A 19,860-nucleotide genomic window follows, 5' to 3' on the forward strand; every position below is an offset into this window, starting at 1 on the left:
CCGCCCCGTCAGGTCTCGCGCAGGGACGCGAGCAGGAACATCCGGGCCTTCTGCCAGTCGCGGCGGATGCTGCGCTCGGAGCGCTGCAGCAGGGCGGCGATCTCCAGCTCGGACAGGCCGCCGAAGTAGCGCAGCTCCACCACGTGCGCCAGGCGCGGGTCGACCGCGGCCAGACGGTTCAGCGCGGTGTCCAGCCCGAGTGTCTCCTCGTCCAGGCGCAAGCCGCCGGAGATGTCATCGGGCAGGTCGGTGACCCGGTGCAGGTCGCCGCCGCGCTTCTGCGCCAGGCGCTGCCGGGCGTAGTCCACCACCACGCTGCGCATGGCGGACGCCGCGTAGGCGAAGAAGTGGCCGCGGTCATCGAACTGCGCCTCGCGGCGGCCGATGAGCTTGAGGTAGGCCTCGTGCACCAGCGCCGTGGCGTCGAGCGTGTGGCCATGCTGGCCGGCGAGTTGGCGCCGGGCCATGGTGTGGAGTTCCTGGTAGAGCGTGGCGAGCACGCGATCGAGCGCGCCGCGGTCTCCATCGCGCGCTGCATCCAGCAACACCGTGATTTCGGCGGTATCGGACATCCCATCCTCCCCCGAGGCTTGTGAGACGAGACTATAGCGCTTGGAGTGGCGGTGTCACGCATTCGCGATGACGTCAAGGGTTGGCATTGAAATTGCGTAAGTACCCGCGAGCGCGCGTTGTGGCGTGAGCGGTGGAGGTGCCGCCCCCAGCGCGACCTGGCGCAGCCGCCTCAGCGCTGGCAGTGTCCACACCACACACTGGCCCGCTGGCCAATGCTGGCCTGCTTCAGCGGGCGACCGCAGCGCGGGCATGGCTCGCCCCCGCGCCCGTAGGCCGACAGCTCCTGCTCGAAATAGCCCGGTGCGCCATCGGGACTGATGAAGTCACGCAGGGTGGTGCCACCGCGGGTGATGGCGTTGGCCAGGATGGCCTTCACCGCGTCGGCCAGTGCCGCGTAGCGCTCGCGCGAGACCTTCCCCGCCTCGCGCAGCGGCGAGATCCCGGCGGCAAACAGCGCCTCGGCGGCGTAGATGTTGCCCACGCCCACCACCACCTTCTGGTCCATCAGGAAGGTCTTCACCGGCGCGGCGCGCTTGCGGCTGCGGGCGAACAGGTGGTCGCCGTCGAAGGCGTCCGAGAGTGGCTCGGGGCCCAGCGCGCGCAGCAACTCATGGGTCTCGCCGGCCGGTTGCCACAGCAGGCAGCCAAAGCGGCGCGGGTCGTTGAAGCGCAGCACCAGGCCGGAGTCGAGCGCCAGGTCGACGTGGTCGTGGGCGCGCAGCGGGGTGTCGGCGGGCAGCACGCGCAGGCTGCCGGACATGCCAAGGTGCAACAGCGCGCTGCCAGCGGCGGTGTCCAGCAGCAGGTATTTGGCGCGTCGGCGGACCTGCTCGATGCGCTGTCCCGGCAGCACTTCGACGATGTCGTATGGAATCGGCCAGCGCAGGTCGGGGCGGCGCAGCACCACGCCGGTCACGCGGCGGCCTTGCAGGTGGGGCGCCAGTCCACGGCGCGTGGTTTCGACTTCGGGCAGTTCGGGCATGGCCGCAGCTTAACCGCTGCGCCCAGTGCCTGGCCGGCATGCACGGCGACGACACGGGCGTCCGTTGCCGCCATTCATGCGGCTGCAGGGCACGCGATGGCATGATCGGGGCCCGATTCGACCTCCCGAGCGCCTGATGCCGGCTGTCACTTCCGCACTGCCTGCCTGCGTGACCCCGCGTCGCGGTCGGACTGCCGCGCGTGGTGCCGCCGTGTTGGCCTGCGTGCTGTCGACGTCTTGGTTCGGCCTTGCCCTGGCCCAGGTCAACGCTACCCAGGAATATCTCGCGCGGATGGACACGGACGGCAGCGGCCGGGTGTCGCTGGACGAATACCAGGCATGGATGGGCTACGCCTTCGCGCAGATGGACCGCAACGGCGACGATCGCCTGACGCCGGACGAACTTCCGGGTGGACGTGGCCGCGAGATCAGCCTGGTCGAACACCGTCAGCGCCTTGCCGACGCCTTCCAGCGCCAGGACACCAACCGCGACGGCGTGCTGGATGCGCGCGAGCTGGCGGCACCGCCGCAGTAGATTCCCCGCGCCTGCCGCCGTCGGTTGCCGTTGCCGGAAAGAACAACGCCGGCACGAGGCCGGCGTCGTCCTTGCTGCATACGACGGGGGTAATCAGTCGCGGATATCCACGTCCTTGGTCTCGCGCAGGAACAGCGAGCCGATCACGAAGGTCATCACCGCGATCACGATCGGGTACCACAGGCCGTAGTAGATGTTGCCGGTGGCCGCCACCAGGGCGAAGGCGATGGTTGGCAGGAAGCCGCCGAACCAGCCGTTGCCGATGTGGTACGGCAGCGACATCGAGGTGTAGCGGATGCGGGTCGGGAACAGCTCGACCAGCCACGCCGCGATCGGGCCATAGACCATGGTCACGTAGATCACCAGGATCGTCAGGATCAGCAGCACCATCGGCTTGTTGATCCGCGCCGGGTCGGCCTTCTCCGGGTAGCCCGCCTGGGTCAGCACCGGCTTGAGCTCGCCGAGGAACTTGTCGGCCGCCGCCTTCGCCGCGGGCTTGTCCAGGCCAGCACCTTCGTAGCTGGGCGTTTCAACCGTACCCACCTGCACCCGCGCGATGCTCCCGGCGGGTGCCGGTTCCACCGTGTACGGCACGCCCGCCTTGGCCAGCGCCGAGGTCGCGATGTCGCAGGAGCTGTTGAACACCTTCTTGCCGATCGGGTCGAACTGGAACGAGCAGGTGGCGGGGTCGGCGATGACCTTGGCCGGGGCACTGATGCTGGCTTCCTCGATGGCCGGGTTGGCGTAGTGGGTCAGGGCCTTGAACAGCGGGAAGTAGGTCAGCGCGGCAATCAGGCAGCCCGCCATGACGATTTTCTTGCGGCCGATCTTGTCCGACAGCCAACCGAAGAACACGAAGAACGGCGTGCCGATGATCAGTGCGCCACCGATCAGCAACCAGGTGGTGGTGCTGTCGACCTTCAGCGACTGGCTGAGGAAGTACATGGCGTAGAACTGGCCCGCGTACCACACCACGGCCTGGCCGGCCGTCGCGCCGAGCAGGGCCAGCAGGACGATGCGGCCGTTCTTGGAGAAGAAGCTCTCGGTCAGCGGCGCCTTCGACAGCTTGCCCTCGTCCTTCATCTGCTGGAACAGCGGCGACTCGGACAACTGCATGCGGATCCACACCGACACGCCGAGCAGCACGATCGACACCAGGAACGGGATGCGCCAGCCCCAGGCCTCGAACGCTTCCACGCCGACCGACTCACGCACACCGAGAATGATGATCAGCGAGAGCAGCAGGCCGATGGTCGCGGTGGTCTGGATGAAGCTGGTGTACAGACCGCGCTTGCCATCGGGCGCATGTTCGGCGACGTAGGTGGCCGCGCCTCCGTACTCGCCGCCCAGGGCCAGGCCTTGCAACAGCCGGAGCACGATGAGGATCACCGGCGCCGTCATGCCGATGCTGGCGTAGTTGGGCAGCACGCCCACCAGGAACGTGGAAATGCCCATGATCACGATGGTGACCAGGAACGTGTACTTGCGCCCGATCATGTCGCCCAGCCGGCCGAACACCAGCGCGCCGAACGGACGCACCGCGAAACCGGCGGCGAAGGCCAGCAGCGCGAAGATGAAGCCGGTGGTCTCGTTGACGCCGCTGAAGAACTGCTTGGCGATGATCGCCGCGAGCGATCCGTACAGGTAGAAGTCGTACCACTCGAACACAGTGCCGAGGCTGGAGGCGAAGATGACCTTCCGATGGTCCTTGGTCAGTGTGCCCGAAGCGGGCGGGCTTGCTGCGGAAATGCTGGACATGGATGGCCTCGCTTAGAAGCTGTACTTGACGGTGGTTTGGATCCGCTTGAGGTCGCCCTCGCGCTCATCCTCGAGTTCCCGCTTTCCGTAGCCGATCTCCGCGCCCACATCCAGCTTGGGCAACGGCGAATAGATCAGGTTGGCGTGGATTGACTGCGAGCGCTCGGTCAGCGCGTAGCTGGCCAGGCCCCAGCCCGGCAGGCTCTTGTCGTTGTCGAACATGGACGCGGAGTACATCAGGTTGCCGCGCAGCTTGGGGCTGAACGCGTGGCGCCAGGCGATGAAGCCACCATATCCATCCAGCGCCTGCAGTTCGCCATTGCCGTCGAGCACCACGTCGCTGCCCAGGCCGAAGGCCATGTAGCGGCCGATGCCGCTGCCGGCATTGGCCATGTAGCGGATGTCGTCGCTGGCACCCAGGTTGAACTTGCCGGAGACGCTGACCGCCGCGCCGGAGTCGGTCTCATCCAGGTACTTGAACTGGCGCAACATGCCGGCGACCGAGAAATGGCCCCAGCCGCCCTTCATCACGTAGCGCGCAGTGAGGTCGGGGACGGCATTCTCGTCGGAGGTGAGCTGCGTCGCCGGCGAGGCAAGGCTGCGGACCGTGGTCTCCGGGTTCTCCAGCGCCACCGAGAATGGGCCCTTGGTGTAGCGCACCTGTGCCTGGCGCACGAAGGTGGTGCCGTCGGTGACGCCGACGAAGTCCACCGCGTCGGGCAGCGCGGCGACGTCCTGGAAGTTGGACCAGGTCTGGCCGGCCAGCCAGTTGTTCCAGCTGACGTAGGCATGGCGCAGCGAGACGGCGTAGGTATTGGTGGAGACCTCGTTGCCGACCAGCGCGTTGCTGCCGCCGCCGAAGAAGTCCATCTCCACCATGGCCTTGAGCTTGTCCCCGCCTTCGGTGGTGTGGTCGGCGCTCAGCCAGAAGCGCGAGAACTGGGCGTGGAAATCGGCGTACGGATCGCTCTCGGGCTCGGCGCCCGTAGCGGCTACCGGAATCGTGCCGGGCACGTAGAACAGCCGTCCCGAGCTGCCGTCGGCGATCCGACCATCGCTGGTGTCGGTGACCATGGCATCGAGCTTGATGAAACCGCCATAGGAGAACGTACTGCCCGGGTTACCCGCCGTCAGGATCGGCGTGCTCTGGATTGTGGGCTTGGCGGCGGCGGGTGCCGGCGTGGCCTGCGCGGTTTTGACTTCGGTGATCTGGGTCTGCTGTTGCTGCTGCTGCGACACCAGCTGCTGCACCATCTTCTCCAGCTCGGCCACGCGGGCTTCGAGTGCTTGTTCCTTCGCGGACTGCGCGAAGGCCAGGCCCGGCAAACCCAGCGCGACCACCAGTGCGGCGGCGAGCGCGCGCTTGCGGGGCGTCGCCGGCAGGCCGTGCGAACTACTGCGATTGGACATATTCCCTCCCAAGGACAGCCGTGCGATCTGCACGGTCGCGGCCAGCCTGCGTGGCTATCGCGCTGCACAACCATTCGCCATTGGTCTAGGAAACCCGGTTGAATGCGCGTCTTTAAGACCATGGTCTAAACGCGCGGATTCCCTGTTGCGGGTGGCGCTTGCGGCACACTTGGGGCTCGGGCGCCGTGATTGCGGTGCCGTTCGAAAGCCCCAGTGCCACCTTCAACGGAGTGCGCCATGAACCAGTCCGCCAACGTCTATCCGGTCAAGCCCGAGTTCGCCGCGAAGTCGCGCATCACGCGCGAGCGCTACGAGCAGGACTACGCCGAATCGGTGGCTCAGCCCGAAGCGTTCTGGGGCCGCGTGGGCCAGCGTCTGGACTGGATGCGGGCGCCCACCAAGATCAAGGACGTCAGCTACGACCTCAATCATTTCCGCATCCACTGGTATGCCGATGGCGAGCTCAATGCCAGCGTCAACTGCCTGGACCGCCACCTCGCCACGCGCGGCGACAAGACCGCGCTGATCTTCGAGCCCGACTCGCCGGACCAGCCCGCGCAACGCATCACCTACCGCGACCTGCACGCGCGCGTGTGCAGGCTGGCTAACGCGCTGCGCGGCCTGGGCGTGGTCAAGGGCGACCGCGTCACCATCTACCTGCCAATGATCCCCGAAGCGGTGGTGGCGATGCTCGCGTGCGCGCGCATCGGCGCCATCCACTCGGTGGTCTTTGGCGGTTTCGCCGCCAACTCGATCGCCGATCGCGTGGCCGACTGCGGCAGCAAGCTGGTCATTACCGCAGACGAAGGCCTGCGCGGTGGCAAGAAGGTGCCACTCAAGGCCAACGTCGACGCCGCGCTGAAGATGCCCGGCACCAACAGCGTGGAGACGGTGCTGGTGGTGCGCCACACCGGCGGCGCGGTGGACATGCAGATGCCGCGCGACCGCTGGTACGACGCGGTGGTCGACAGCCAACCGGCCGAGTGCGTGCCCGAGCGCATGAACGCCGAGGACCCGCTCTTCATCCTCTACACCTCCGGCAGCACCGGCAAGCCCAAGGGCGTGCTGCACACCACCGGCGGCTACCTGGTGTACGCGGCGTACACCCACGAAGCGGTGTTCGACCTGCAGGAGGACGACGTCTACTGGTGCACCGCCGACGTCGGCTGGGTCACCGGCCACAGCTACATCGTGTACGGGCCGCTGGCCAACGGCGCCACCTCGCTGGTGTTCGAGGGCGTGCCCAACTACCCCGACTACTCGCGCTTCTGGCAGGTGATCGACAAGCACCAGGTCACCATCTTCTACACCGCGCCCACCGCCATCCGCGCGCTGATGCGCGAGGGCGAGGAGCCGGTGCAGAAGACCTCGCGCAAGTCCCTGCGCCTGCTGGGCAGCGTCGGCGAGCCGATCAACCCCGAAGCCTGGCGCTGGTACTACGAGGTGGTGGGCGAAGGCCGCTGCCCCATCGTCGACACCTGGTGGCAGACCGAAACCGGCGGCATCCTGATCAGCCCGCTGGCGGGCGCGATCGACCTCAAGCCCGGTTCGGCCACCAAACCGTTCTTCGGCGTGGTGCCGGCGCTGGTCGACGCCAGCGGCCAGGTGCTGGAAGGCGAGGCCGAAGGCAACCTGGTGCTGCTCGACTCGTGGCCGGGCCAGATGCGCACCGTGTACGGCGACCACCAGCGCTTCATCGACACCTACTTCCGCACCTATCCCGGCACCTACTTCACCGGCGATGGCTGCCGCCGCGACGCCGACGGCTACTACTGGATCACTGGCCGCGTGGACGACGTGATCAACGTCAGCGGCCACCGCATCGGCACCGCCGAGGTGGAGAGCGCGCTGGTCAGCCACCCCAAGGTCGCCGAGGCCGCGGTGGTCGGCTTCCCGCACGACCTCAAGGGCCAGGGCATCTACGCCTACGTCACCCTCAACGCCGGCGAAGCCGCCAGCGAGGCGCTGCACAAGGAACTGATCGCCCACGTGCGCAAGGAGATCGGCCCCATCGCCACGCCCGACCACCTGCAGTGGGCGCCGGGCCTCCCGAAGACGCGCTCGGGCAAGATCATGCGCCGCATCCTGCGCAAGATCGCCGAGAACGCGCCGGACCAGCTGGGCGACACCAGCACCCTGGCCGACCCTTCGGTGGTGGACTCGCTCGTGAAGGAACGCCGGGTGCCGTAACGTATGACCATGGCTACCCTGCTCATTGCCGACGACCACCCCCTGTTCCGCGAGGCGCTGCGCGGTGCCGTGGCGCGCGTGCTGCCCGGGGCCAACCTGCACGAGGCCGACAGCGTGGACGCGCTGTACGCGCTGGTCGAAGCCCACCCGGACGCCGACCTGCTGCTGCTGGACCTCAACATGCCGGGTGCACAGGGCTTCAGCGCACTGGTGCACCTGCGGGCCCTGTACCCGCAGCTGCCCATCGTGGTGGTGTCCGCGCGCGAGGAACCGGCGGTGATGCGCCGTGCGCTGGACCACGGCGCGATCGGTTTCATTCCCAAGTCGGCCGACGCGGCCACGCTGGGCCAGGCGATCGCCACCGTGCTGGACGGCGACCGCTGGGCCCCGGCCTCCGCGTTGAGCGCACCCGCTGCTGCCGCCGACGAGCATGACGCCGCCAAACGCCTGCGTGACCTGACCCCGCAGCAGTTCCGCGTGCTCCAGATGCTGGGCAGCGGCCTGCTGAACAAGCAGATCGGTTACGAACTGGGCGTGTCCGAAGCCACGGTCAAGGCCCACGTCACCGCGATCCTGCGCAAGCTCGGCGCCAACAACCGCACCCAGGCGGTGCTGATTGCCGGGCGCCTCGCGCTGGATCCGAGTGCGATCGTGCCGCCGCCCGAAGAAGGGGACTGAGGCGCGCGGCACGCCTGCGAGGGATCGCTCATGCAACCACTCAAGACCAATCGGCTGGTCCTGCGCCTGTTCGAAACTGATGCGCCGGGCGACGAGACGTTGTTCGTACACCTCTATACCGATCCGGCGGTGATGCGCCGGATCGCCTTCTCCACATCGGCGGAGGCGGCGGCTCGGGCCTTCCAGGCAGCATGCCGCCACAACCAGCAGGCGACTCCTGGTCACAGGTACTGGCGGATTGATTGGCGGGCGGGCCAGGGCGATTCAGCCGGACCGTCCGACATCGGCCTAGCCGCCTTGCGCCGCCAAGGCGATGCGGCCGAATTGGGGGTCATGCTCCGGGAAAGCGGGTGGAACCGCGGCATCTCAAGCGAGGCGTTCACCGTGGTGCTGGCGCACGCCTTCGGCCCGATGGACCTGGCGCTGGTTTATGCCGAGCGACCCGACGACGACCATGCGCTGGTCATCGATCGCCTGCTCGAGCGATTTGGATTCACTCGCACGCCGGAGCGGGCCTCGGGCCCCGGCCAGTGCCGATGGGAGCTATCGCGCCAGGGGTGGGGTGTGAGAGGCCACATTTTGTGACCGGCTTTGCACAAATTGGGGCGGTGCGGTTAAGGTAAATGACCAGTGGCGCAGGGGAGTGTGGCCGCAGCATGTCAGTGTCAGTCGACAATCCGCCGGGCAGTCTCGCCTGTGTCGGTGTGGGAATGTTGCTCGGAGCCCACATTGGGCCCCGGGCGCGTGCCCATATCGAGGCGGCTGATGTCGTGTTCGTCCTTGCGTCGGATCCGCTGGTCGAGCTCTGGCTGCAGCAGATGAACGCGGACGCGCGCAGTCTGCAGCCTTATTACGGCGAGGGTAAGCCGCGCCCGGACAGCTACCGGGAAATGGTGGACGCCATCCTCAGCGAAGTGCGTGCCGGGCGTCGCGTCTGTGGCGCGTTCTATGGCCACCCCGGGGTGTTCGCCAAGGTTCCGCATGACGCCATTGCGCGCGCGAGGGAAGAGGGCTTTGAGGCCTGCATGGAGCCAGGAATATCGGCTGAGGATTGCCTCTACGCTGACCTTGGCATCGATCCGGGACGGTTCGGCTGCCAGCACTACGAGGCCAGCCAGCTGCTCTTCTACCGCCGCCGCATCGACCCCAGCGCCTACCTCGTTTTATGGCAGGCGGGCCTCGTCGGCGATCGCAGTTACCGTCGCTTCACCACCGGCGCCGCGCATCGCCACCTGCTGGTGGAGCGCCTGCTGCAGGACTACCCCGCCGAACATGGCATCACGATCTACGAGGCAGCTACGTTGCCGATCATGACGCCACGCATGGAGACGATCGCGCTGCGTGATCTGACCGATTCGGAAGTACACCCGCATTCCACCGTGGTCCTTCCACCCGCCCAGCCCATGGCGCGGGATGACGTAATCCTCGCCAGGCTTGAGGCGCTGGAGCATTCGTTGGCAACCGGCGCCATGGCCAGCGTTTGCTCCATCCAACATTTCCCTACCACCGCCGAAGTCTGAGGCCCCAACAATGTCGAATGCCATGCAGTTTCTGGAGTCACTCTCAAATAACCCGGCTGTTTTGGCGCAGTCGGATTACGTGGACGCCGTGTCGAACGCTGCGCTGAAGCCGGCGGTCAAGAAGGCGTTGCTTGCGCGTGACGTCCGTGCATTGAATTGCGAGTTGGGGGGGCGTATCCGCATGTTCTGCGCCGTGGCCATGCCGGAAGATGCTCAGCCTGACGAAGAACTTCAGCACGAAGTGGACAGCTTCACTGTCGGAATTCGTACTTGTGCGTGACTGGCAGACTTGCCCCATTGCAGTGTCAGCCGCCCATGGTCTCACTAGATCGGATTTTTGCGAGGGGTGAGTGGCTACAGGCGGCCGTCCTCCAACGTGGTTCTAGAAATTCAAATCCAAAACAGGGGAGCGAAGATGTTCAGTACCGTTAAGTTTCTGGAAGCATTAGGGGAAAAGCCCGCGCTTAGGTCTGCACGGGAGCTGGAATTGGCCCTGGCTGAAGCCGGCTTGCCGCCTGCGGCTGCACGAGCGCTGCTCTGTGGAGATGCCGGCGCTTTGAATCGTCTGCTTGGCGGCCGCGCGCGGATGGTGTGCAACGTCGTACTGCCGGAGAATGACGAGCCGCAGCGCGAAGACGACACGGATAGTGATGGGGATTCAGAGTTGCCCGAGACGAATTTGAAGGTTGCCTGAGCCCGTCAGGGGCAAATACCGCTAGGACGGCAGGCGGACGTCAAAGGTTCTAGACCAAGGAGGCTGACAATGGAGCACAAGACTGCTGTTCGGGTGGGGGCGCTTGTTCTTTCTCTCGCAATGGCTCTTCCGGCAGCTGCGGCGGCTGTTGATGCTGACGCGCTGCTGCGCCAAGCGGAAACGGTGCGTCGTAAAGACCCGAAAGCCTTTGCGGAGACGTTAGCTGAGTTGGAACGCGTCAAGGATGTCGCCTCGGCCACGCAGCGTCGCCACTTGCGGCTGCTTCAGACCTATCAGTTGGTCTTGACGGGCAAGTATGACGCCGCAGTCCAGCAGGCCTTGGTGCTCCACAAGGAGGCGAAGGAGCTTCCGCTAAAGTTTCGATCGGCGTTGTTGATCGCTAACAGCGCTGCGATTGTCCGCGACTTTTCGCTTGGTCTGCGCTACTTGGAAATCGCCCTTGGTCTTTCCGACCAGATTGAAGATCTAGAGCTCCGCCATCAGGCCTACTTGGTCGCCGCAGTTCTCTATAACCAGTACGGACAGTTTGCGCTGGGGAAGCACTACGCCGAGCGCGTTCTGGAGCAACCCGCATCACCCGCAAGTCGTTGCATTGCGAATCAGACCAAGGCGGAAGCACTCCTGGGTATGGGTACTCCACTCTTGGATGAGAGTGGTGTTGCTTCCGCGATCTCGGAATGTGTTGCACTTCAGGATGTCATCACGTCTAACCTGCTGCGGACCTACCTTGCGCGTCGCTGGTCGGCTCAAGGCGAGGCCAAGCGCAGCATTCAGTTATTGGAAACGCACCTGCCTGAGGTGGAGTCAACCAGGTACCCGCGTCTGATTGGTGAGGCGCGTGGACTACTTGCAGAGTACCGCTTGATGCTTGGGGACACCGCAGGCGCGGAACGCGATGCGAGAGCCGCGTTGAGCGAAGCGGGTAATGGCGCGTACTCATTGCCTTTGGTTACCGCGCACAAGGTGCTTTATGAAATCGCACTGCGGCGCAATGACCAGCCAGCAGCGCTAGGTCACTACCGGCGCTATGCGGAGGCCGACAAGGCTCGACTGGATGAGATCAAGGCGCGTGAGTTCGCGTTCCAGCTCAGTCGGCATGAGTTGCAGCAGAAGAACCAGGCCATCGAACTGTTGCAGAAGCAAAACGAAGTGCTGAAGCTTCAGCAGGAGATTTCAAAAGCCTCGGCCCGCAACACCCAGTTGCTGCTGTTGTTGCTGGCCATGGTGCTCGCCGCGATCGGCATGTGGGCGTACAAGGTCAAGCGCGTGCAAGTTGCTTTCCGGCGCGCGGCCGAGGTCGACGGACTCACCGGCCTCAGCAACCGCCGCCACTTCCGCCAGAACGCCGAGGCGCTGCTGCAGCGCTGTGCCGGCACAGGCCGCGAGGCCTCGCTGGTGCTGCTGGACCTGGACCACTTCAAGCACATCAACGACCGCCACGGCCACGCCGTGGGCGACTGGGTGCTGCAGCAGGTGGCGGTGGCAATCCAGGGCGCGTGCCGCGAAGGCGACGTATGCGGCAGGCTGGGCGGCGAGGAGTTCGCCATCCTGTCCTGCGGCAGCGACATCGAGGCGGCGCGGCGTATCGCCCAGCGCTGCAGCGAGCACCTGGCGGCCATCGACACTTCGGTGATTGGCCGCCCGGTCACCGCCAGCTTCGGCTGTACCACGTCGGCGCGCTCGGGCTACGCCTTCGAGTCGATGTTTGCCCATGCCGACGCGGCGATGTACCAGGCCAAGGCCGGGGGCCGCGATCGCGTCCGCGCCTACGGGGAAGGCGGGGTGGGGCCGGCAACGGTCCTGGAGTTGGTGCGCAGCTAAGCGCCGCGGCCCGGTGCCGGCGCGTCAGCCGGCACCCGTGCCGATCATCTGCCGCTGCGCGGCGAGGAACGCGCGCAGCGACGCCGGCTTCAACGGCTTGGTCAGGACCGGGCAGCCACGCTCGCGCGCGGCCAGCTTGACCGCGTCGCTGCCATCGCCCGTCACCAGCGCCGCCGGCAGTGGCGCGCCCAGACGCTCGCGCAGGGCGTCGATCACGCCGAGGCCATCCAGCCGATCGTGCAGGTGGTAGTCCACCAGCAGCACGTGCGGCAGGTCCTTCAGCAGGGCCATCGCATCATCGGCGCTGGCCGCGGTCAGCACGGTCACCCGCCACCGCTCCAGCAGTGTGCGCATGCCGTCGAGGATCTCGCGGTCGTTGTCCACGCACAGCACGCGCAGGCCGGCCAGCGAGTCGGCGATGACGTTGCTCTCAGGCGGCAGCGGCTTGGGCGGCTGCAATGCCGGCGCCGGCGGCACGGTGATGGTGAACACGCTGCCCATGCCCACGCGCGAGCGCACCGACAGTGGATGATCGAGCGTGCGCGCGATGCGCTGGCAGATCGACAGGCCCAGTCCCAGCCCGCGCTCACCGCCAACTCCGGGTTGGTCGAAGCGCTGGAACTCGTCGAAGATCTGCTCGAGGTGGTGGGCGGAGATGCCGGGACCGGTGTCCCACACCTGCAGCTCGATGCGGCCGGCGGCGCGTTGGCGCGCGGTCATCAGCACGCCGCCTTCGCGGGTGTAGCGCAGCGCATTGGCGAGAAAGTTCTGCAGCGCGCGACGCAGCAAGCGGCGATCGCTGCGCACCGGCAGTGGGCTCATCGGCGCGCGCACGCGCAGTTGCAGGCCGCGGCCCGCAGCGCTGGGCGCGTACTGCGCGGCCAGTTCGCGCAGCAACTCGCCAGCGTCGAAGTCGGAGATCTCCGGCTTGAGCACGCCAGCGTCCAGGCGCGAGATGTCGAGCAAGCCATCGAGCAGGTCCTCGGCGGCGCGCAGCGAAGCGTCGATGCGTTCGGCCAGGTGTTGCTGCTCGGTGCCGTCGGGACTTTCGCGCAGGGCGCTGGTGAACAGCCGCGCCGCATTCAATGGTTGCAGCACGTCGTGGCTGACGGCGGCCAGGAACCGGGTCTTGGACTGCTGCGCCGCTTCGGCCTCGCGCGTGCGCAGGTCCACGCGCTGCTCCAGCGTTTCGTTGACCTCGCGCAGTTGCTGTTCGGCGCGCTTGTAGTCGGTTATGTCGCTGTAGCTGGTGACGTAGCCACCGCCCGGCAGCGGTCGTCCGCGCATCTCGATCACCTGTCCGCTGGCGCGCACGCGCTCGAAAATATGCGGAGTGCCTGCGCGCATGTGGTCCATGCGCCGGCGCACCTTTTCCTCGATCGGGCCGGGGCCCAGTTCGCCGCGTTCGGCATTCCAGCGGATCAGGTCGGCGACCGGACGGCCGACATAGAGCATGCCGTCGGGGTAGTCGAGCAGTTGCTGGTAGCGCTTGTTCCACGCCACCAGCCGCATGTCGCGGTCGACCACGCTGACGCCCTGGCTGATGTTGTCCAGCGTGGTGGACAGCACCTGCCGGTTGAAGCGCAGTTCCTCGTTGGCCTCGTCCAGCACCGCCACCACTTCGCCCAGTTCCATCCCGGAACCGCGTAATGCAGTGGTCAGCGTGAGGCGTGCGGAGGCGGCGCCGATCGCCGAGGCCAGCAGGCGCTCGGTGAACTGCGCCAGTGCCCGGTCGGCGGGACGCTCGGGGTTCCAGGTGTCGTACTGCTGTGCGGCGTAGTCTTCGAACGAACGCCGCGCGTGGCGCTCGCCGACGATGCGCTCGGCCAGCGCGAGCAGTTCGCCGCTGCGCACGCTGCCGGCCCAGCCGCCCGGGCCCAGCGGCGGGCGCTGCACGTAGGGATCCAGGAAGGGCGCGGCCGCCAGTTGGTCTTGGAGGCGGGGGCGCTTGCGTACCGAGACGTAAACAAACGCCGCCACGTTGAACAGCAGCGACCAGAACGTGCCGTGGGTCAGCCGGTCCCAGCCCTCCAGGCCGAACAGCTGTTCCGGGCGCAGCGACTGGATGCCGAGCGGACCGTCACTGATCCAGCCGCCATCGATCCAGCCTCCCTGCGCCAGGGCGGGCAGCAGCAGGGTGTAGGCCCATACCAGCGTGCCGGCCAGCACGCCGGCCAGCGCACCCGGGCGGCTGGCCCCGCGCCAGTACAGGCCACCGATCAGTGCCGGCGCGAACTGCGCCACCGCGGCAAACGCCAGCAGCCCATGCTGGGCCAGCGTGTTCTGGCCGCCGGAGCCGCGGTGGTAGGCGTACGCCAGCATGGCCAGCGCGAGGATGGTGAGGCGTCGTACCCACAGCACCTGGCGGTCGATGCCCGGGCCTTGGCGCAGCGCCTTGGTGCGCAGCAGCACCGGCATCACCAGATCGTTGCTGACCATCGTCGCCAGTGCCACGCTGGAGACGATGACCATGCCGGTCGCGGCGGAGAAACCGCCCACGTACACCACCAGCGCCAGCGTGTCCTGGTTGAGCGCCAAGGGCAGTGCCAGCACGTAGGTATCCGGCGACACCCCGGTGCCCGCCAGCACCGCCTGCCCCGCCAGGGTGATCGGCACCACCAGCAGGGAGAACAGCACCAGGTAGCCGCCGAACATCCAGCGCGCGGCGCGCACGTCGTTGGGGTCCTGGCACTCGACCACCGCGACGTGGAACTGGCGCGGCAGGCACAGGATCGCGGCGAAGGCGAGCAACGTCTGGGCGGCGAAGCCGGTGGGCAGGTTGGGCGTCACCACCACGCGCGCCGCATCGGACATGCGTTCGAACAGGCCGCCGGTGCCGGGCAGGTGGGTCAGCGCGAATACGCCGATCGCCAGGAATGCCAGCAGCTTCACCAGCGATTCCAGCGCCACGGCCAGCACCATGCCGTGGTGGTGTTCGGTGGCGTCGATCTGCCGGGTGCCGAACAGGATCGAGAACACCGCCAGCAGCAGCGCCACGTAGAAGGCGGGGTCGCCGAACACGCCCGGGTCGGCAGGCGTGCCGGCCAGCACCTGCACGCTCATCGCCACCGCCTTGAACTGCAGCGCGACGTACGGAATGGCCGCGATCAGCGCCACCGAGGCGACCAGCGCCGCCAACCCCGGCGCGCGGCCATAGCGCGAGGACAGGAAGTCGGCGATGGACACGATGCGGTTTTCGCCGGAGATCAGCACCAGCCGCTCCAGGATGCGCCAGCTGAAGATCAGCAGGAGCAGCGGCCCCAGGTAGATCGGCAGGAAGCCGAGCCCTGTCCGCGCCGCCGTACCCACCGCTCCATAGAACGTCCACGATGAGCAGTACACCGCCAGCGCCAGCGAATAGACCACGGGCCGCAACCACTTGGCCCGCGGCGTGGTCTCGCGCTGGTCGCCGTAATAGGCCACGGTGAACAGCACGCCCACATAGGCCACCGATACCAGCAGCAGCAACCAGCCAGGGATCACCCGTGTATACCTCCGCGCCCGCGTCGTCCCGAGTGTACGGCGGCGGCAACGCCGACGCGCGCGGGCGCTATGATCGGGTGTCAATGAGCCTACCGCGCGGACCGATGCTGGCCATGCCGAGAATGGAGCCCATCGCCCCGTCCATGGGGCAAGCCTTTGTCGGTCGCGCCGGCATGGCCCTGGTGGTGGTGGCGGTGGTCGTGTTGCTGGGCTGGCAGTTCGACGTGGCGGTGCTGCGCTCGGTGCTGCCGGGCGCCAACTCGATGAAGCCCCTGTCGGCCGTGACCTTCCTGCTGGCCGGCCTTGCGCTGCTCAACCGCGGCAGTCGCATGCCCGTGTCCGCGCTGGGCTGGCTGCTGTCGACCATGGTGGCCGGCGCGGGCGTGGTGAGCCTGGCCGCCTATGCGCTCGATTTCCCGCTGGCCAGCGATGGCTGGTACCCCGATCCCGAGGCTGTGGCCATGGACCGGATCCCCGGGCGGATGTCGGCTGTCACCGCCACCGGGTTCACGCTGCTGGGCTTGCTGGGCCTGCTGCCCGATCGCAGCCCATGGTGGCGACTGCAGCAGGTCCTGGCCTTTCTGGTGTTGGCCATCGCGATGTTCGCGCTGGCCTCATATGGCTACCAGGCCGGCGTGCGCGAAGCCCAGCCTGACTTCACCCCCGTGGCGATCCACACCGCGCTGCTGTTCCTGGTCGCGGCGCTGGCCTGGCTGGCCAGCCAAGCGCCACAGGGCCTGATGCGGGTGGTGCACGCCCGAGGCCTAGGCGGCGTGGTGGCCCGGCGGCTGCTGCTCCCGGCGGTGCTGCTACCGAGCCTGCTCGGCCTGTTCGCGCGCGTGGCGGGTGACTGGTTGTCGTGGTCCACCACCACCGTGGTGTCGATGCTGGCGCTGGTCAGTGGCGGGGCGATGGCCTGGCTGATCTGGTGGGTGGCGCTGCTGCTGGACCGGCTGGAAAGCGAGCGCGCGCAGGTGATCGCGTTGCACGGCGAGAGCCATACCGACGCGCTGACCGGCCTGCCCAACCGCCGCGCGTTCGACGAGGCCATCGCCAGCCTGGTGCATGGCCGGCGCGAACACGACCGCAGCTTTTCCTTGCTGATGCTCGATCTGGACCGGTTCAAGGACTACAACGACGCCCATGGCCACCTCGCCGGCGATGAAGTGCTGCGACGCACGGCCGGGCTGTTGCGCGCGGCGCTGCGGCCCGGTGACCACCCGGCACGTTACGGCGGCGAGGAATTCGCGGTGCTGTTGCCGGACACCGATGCGGACGAGGCCGCCCGTGTCGCCGAGCGCATCGTGCGGTCATTCCACGACGAGGCCTGGCCCGGGCGGTCGGTGACGGTCAGCATCGGTTTGGCGGCTGCGGGCCGCCACGAGTCCGCTGCCGCCGTTGTGGGGCGCGCCGACGCCGCCCTGTACGCGGCCAAGGCCACGGGACGCGACCGGGTGACATCGGCCGAGCAAGCGCCGGCGGCGTGATCGAGCGGGGCAGCAGTCAGTTCGGCCGAGGCGGGTGGACAGACTGCCTGGCGGGCGCCCCGAAGGCCCTGTTCAGCCGGCGCCAATGTGTGTTGCGGCGCAAAAGACGCGATTGCGGAAGGTGACGACCTGCACATTTCGGTCGGGCTTGGGCCAACCGTCCCCTCTGGGTGTAAACGACCGCCACGCGGGACTTGTGGCCCTTATTCCGCCTCCAGGGCCCCTGCGGAGATAAAAAATTGATCCGGGAGGCGTTGACGCGTCCAAACGCCGGCTCCTAAGGTCCGCCCGCTGTCGGCGAGGGGGCGCTCGACAGCATCCGACCCGAACGTCGCTTCGACCGTGCGTGCACGGAAGAGCCATTGCGGTCGCCATCGATGCCAAGGACGGATGCAACACCGCGACAAGGACGCTGCCTGATGGCGGCAACAACTCAATCAGTTCGGGGAACCACACTGTGAACCACATGCATCGCAAGCAAGCACTGGCCGTCGCCACGACGCTGGTGCTGATGGCCGGCTCGGCCGCCGCCGCCGACCGCGTCGACCTGCACCGGTCGGACATCGCCCGGCTCAACCAGCAGTACAAGGCGGTCACTGCCAGGACCGGTCCGGCCGCGATGGCGCACCAGCGCCACGCCGAGCTGATCGGCTTGGACGCCGACTCACGCCTGGTGCTGAAAGCCCGCAACACCGACTTCGGCGTGCGCAACACGCGCTACCAGCAGACCTTCCGCGGCGTGCCGGTATTCGGTGAGCAGATCGTGGTCAGCGAGGACGGCAACGGCAACGTGCGCACCCTCTTCGGGCGCATGGTCACCGGCCTGGAGAGCGAGCTGCCGGCCACCGCGCCGCGCCTGGGCAGCGCCGATGCGCTGACGATCGGCAAGCGCGCCGGCATGGGTAGCCGCATGGGCATGCTGCGCACCGAGAACGAGTCGTCGCAGCAGATGATCTACATCGACGACAACGGCCGCGCGCACATGGCCTACGTCGTGTCCTACTACGCCGACTCGATCACCGGCGGATCGCCCACGCGCCCGATCGTGATCGTCGACGCGTACAGCGGCAAAGTGCTCAAGCAGTGGGAAAACCTGCAGCACGCGATGGTCGGCACCGGCCCCGGCGGCAACCAGAAGACCGGCCAGTACGAATACGGCACCAACTACGGCTACAACGACGTGGCGCAGAGTGGCAGCACCTGCACGATGAACAACGCCAACGTCAAGACGGTCAATCTCAACCACGGCACCACCGGCAGCACGGCCTTCTCGTACACGTGCCCGCGCAACACCGTGAAGAGCATCAACGGCGCGTACTCGCCACTCAACGATGCGCACTACTTCGGTGGCGTGGTGTTCAACATGTACCAGGCGTACATGAACTCCGCGCCGCTCACGTTCCAGCTGACCATGCGCGTGCACTACAGCACCAACTACGAGAACGCGACCTGGAACGGATCGGCGATGACGTTCGGCGACGGCGCCACCACGTTCTACCCGCTGGTCAGCCTGGACGTGTCCGCGCACGAGGTCTCGCACGGCTACACCGAGCAGCAGTCCGGCCTGGTGTACTCCGGGCAATCGGGCGGCATCAACGAGGCCTACTCGGACATCGCCGGCGAGGCGGCCGAGTACTTCATGAAGGGCAGCAACGATTTCCTGGTCGGCGCGCAGATCTTCAAGGGCACCGGCGCGCTGCGCTACATGGATGACCCGACCCGCGACGGGCGCTCCATTGGCCACGCGTCCAACTACGTCAGCGGCATGGACGTGCACAACTCCTCGGGCGTGTACAACAAGGCGTTCTACCTGCTGGCCAACACCGCGGGCTGGAACACCAAGACCGCGTTCCAGGTGTTCGCGCGCGCCAACCGCGACTACTGGACCAGCAGCACCAACTTCAACCAGGGCGCGTGCGGCGTTGAAACCGCCGCGCAGGACATGGGGCTGAGCAAGGCCAACGTGACCGCGGCGTTCCAGGCGGTGGGCGTGAGCTGCAGCGGGGGCGGCGGTGGTGGCGGCGGCGGTGTGCTGACCAAGGGCGTGGCCGCGACCAACCTGTCGGCCGCCACGGGCAGCGAGCTGGTCTACACCCTGGCCGTTCCCTCCGGCGCGACCAACCTGACCGTCACCATGTCCGGCGGTACCGGCGATGCCGACATGTACGTGAAGTTCGGTTCCACGCCGACCGACAGCGTCTACGACTGCCGTCCGTACAAGTCCGGCAATGCCGAGTCCTGCACGTTTGCGGCCCCGTCGGCGGGTACCTACTACGTGCGCCTGAAAGCCTACTCGGCCTTCTCCGGGGTCAGCCTGCTCGGCGACTACACCCCGGCCGGTGGCGGTGGCGGCGATCGCCAGACCTACACCAACAGCGCGGATTACACGATCAGCGACAACGCGACCGTGGACAGCCCGATCACGGTGTCGGGCCGCAGCGGCAACGCACCGGCCGATGCCTCGGTGACGGTGGATATCCGCCACACCTATCAGGGCGACCTGAAGGTGGATCTGGTGGCTCCGGATGGCACGCTCTACAACATCCACAACCATACCGGCAGCAGCACCGACAACGTCATCAAGACCGTGACGCTCAACGTCAGCAGTGAAGCCCTCAACGGCACCTGGAAGCTGCGCGTCAATGACGCCGGCGCGGGCGACACGGGCTACATCAACAGCTGGAGCGTCACGTTCTAAGACGCATCCT

Annotated in this window: 15 protein-coding genes; 10 read left to right on the forward strand and 5 right to left on the reverse strand. The window is 67.1% G+C overall.

Annotated elements, in window-relative coordinates:
• Nucleotides 1-8: 8 nt before the first annotated feature.
• Nucleotides 9-572 carry an ECF-type sigma factor gene (locus AC3ARF_RS00515; protein WP_498929305.1) on the reverse strand — a complete coding sequence of 188 codons (564 nt, stop codon included), beginning with the start codon at nt 570-572 and terminating at the stop codon, nt 9-11.
• A gap of 170 nt (nt 573-742) precedes the next feature.
• The gene (mutM, locus tag AC3ARF_RS00520) at nt 743-1,555 is read right to left on the reverse strand and encodes a bifunctional DNA-formamidopyrimidine glycosylase/DNA-(apurinic or apyrimidinic site) lyase (RefSeq protein WP_498929306.1); all 813 of its coding nucleotides are present in this window, start codon (nt 1,553-1,555) and stop codon (nt 743-745) included.
• A gap of 169 nt (nt 1,556-1,724) precedes the next feature.
• Here mutM and AC3ARF_RS00525 point away from each other — a divergent pair, with 169 nt between their 5' ends.
• The gene (locus tag AC3ARF_RS00525; protein ID WP_498929308.1) at nt 1,725-2,090 is read left to right on the forward strand and encodes an EF-hand domain-containing protein; all 366 of its coding nucleotides are present in this window, start codon (nt 1,725-1,727) and stop codon (nt 2,088-2,090) included.
• Between the two features lie 93 nt (nt 2,091-2,183).
• Here AC3ARF_RS00525 and AC3ARF_RS00530 read toward each other — a convergent pair whose 3' ends face one another.
• Together AC3ARF_RS00530 and AC3ARF_RS00535 are read right to left on the reverse strand one after the other, a co-directional pair.
• Nucleotides 2,184-3,848, reverse strand: coding sequence for an MFS transporter (locus tag AC3ARF_RS00530; protein WP_498929310.1), 1,665 nt, complete (start codon nt 3,846-3,848; stop codon nt 2,184-2,186).
• Nucleotides 3,849-3,860: 12 nt separating this feature from the next.
• Complete coding sequence (locus tag AC3ARF_RS00535) at nt 3,861-5,258, reverse strand: DcaP family trimeric outer membrane transporter (protein ID WP_498929312.1); 1,398 nt, start codon at nt 5,256-5,258, stop codon at nt 3,861-3,863.
• 237 nt (nt 5,259-5,495) lie between these two features.
• Here AC3ARF_RS00535 and acs point away from each other — a divergent pair, with 237 nt between their 5' ends.
• The 7 genes from acs (at nt 5,496) to AC3ARF_RS00570 (ending at nt 12,182) form a co-directional block, all read left to right on the forward strand.
• On the forward strand, nt 5,496-7,448 hold the full coding sequence (gene acs / locus AC3ARF_RS00540) for an acetate--CoA ligase (protein ID WP_498929314.1): 1,953 nt from the start codon (nt 5,496-5,498) through the stop codon (nt 7,446-7,448).
• 9 nt (nt 7,449-7,457) lie between these two features.
• Complete coding sequence (locus AC3ARF_RS00545) at nt 7,458-8,126, forward strand: response regulator (RefSeq protein WP_498929316.1); 669 nt, start codon at nt 7,458-7,460, stop codon at nt 8,124-8,126.
• A gap of 30 nt (nt 8,127-8,156) precedes the next feature.
• The gene (locus tag AC3ARF_RS00550) at nt 8,157-8,711 is read left to right on the forward strand and encodes a GNAT family N-acetyltransferase (protein ID WP_498929317.1); all 555 of its coding nucleotides are present in this window, start codon (nt 8,157-8,159) and stop codon (nt 8,709-8,711) included.
• A 71-nt stretch (nt 8,712-8,782) separates the two neighbouring features.
• Nucleotides 8,783-9,646, forward strand: coding sequence for an SAM-dependent methyltransferase (locus AC3ARF_RS00555; RefSeq protein WP_498929319.1), 864 nt, complete (start codon nt 8,783-8,785; stop codon nt 9,644-9,646).
• A gap of 22 nt (nt 9,647-9,668) precedes the next feature.
• Entirely contained in the window at nt 9,669-9,926 is a 258-nt protein-coding gene (locus AC3ARF_RS00560) for a hypothetical protein (RefSeq protein ID WP_498929321.1), read from the forward strand.
• 135 nt (nt 9,927-10,061) lie between these two features.
• Nucleotides 10,062-10,340 (forward strand): hypothetical protein, encoded by a 279-nt coding sequence (locus AC3ARF_RS00565; protein ID WP_498929323.1) that lies wholly within the window; start codon nt 10,062-10,064, stop codon nt 10,338-10,340.
• A 69-nt stretch (nt 10,341-10,409) separates the two neighbouring features.
• The gene (locus tag AC3ARF_RS00570; RefSeq protein ID WP_498929324.1) at nt 10,410-12,182 is read left to right on the forward strand and encodes a GGDEF domain-containing protein; all 1,773 of its coding nucleotides are present in this window, start codon (nt 10,410-10,412) and stop codon (nt 12,180-12,182) included.
• 24 nt (nt 12,183-12,206) lie between these two features.
• Here AC3ARF_RS00570 and AC3ARF_RS00575 read toward each other — a convergent pair whose 3' ends face one another.
• Nucleotides 12,207-15,665 carry a hybrid sensor histidine kinase/response regulator gene (locus AC3ARF_RS00575; RefSeq protein WP_498929326.1) on the reverse strand — a complete coding sequence of 1,153 codons (3,459 nt, stop codon included), beginning with the start codon at nt 15,663-15,665 and terminating at the stop codon, nt 12,207-12,209.
• Nucleotides 15,666-15,748: 83 nt separating this feature from the next.
• Between AC3ARF_RS00575 and AC3ARF_RS00580 the strand changes: the two genes are divergently transcribed.
• Both AC3ARF_RS00580 and AC3ARF_RS00585 read left to right on the forward strand, forming a co-directional pair.
• Nucleotides 15,749-17,152: a GGDEF domain-containing protein gene (locus AC3ARF_RS00580; protein ID WP_498929328.1), complete on the forward strand. Its 1,404-nt coding sequence runs from the start codon at nt 15,749-15,751 to the stop codon at nt 17,150-17,152.
• A gap of 466 nt (nt 17,153-17,618) precedes the next feature.
• Complete coding sequence (locus AC3ARF_RS00585) at nt 17,619-19,850, forward strand: M4 family metallopeptidase (protein ID WP_498929330.1); 2,232 nt, start codon at nt 17,619-17,621, stop codon at nt 19,848-19,850.
• Nucleotides 19,851-19,860 lie beyond the last annotated feature (10 nt).

Source organism: Lysobacter sp. KACC 24251, from assembly GCF_057747755.1.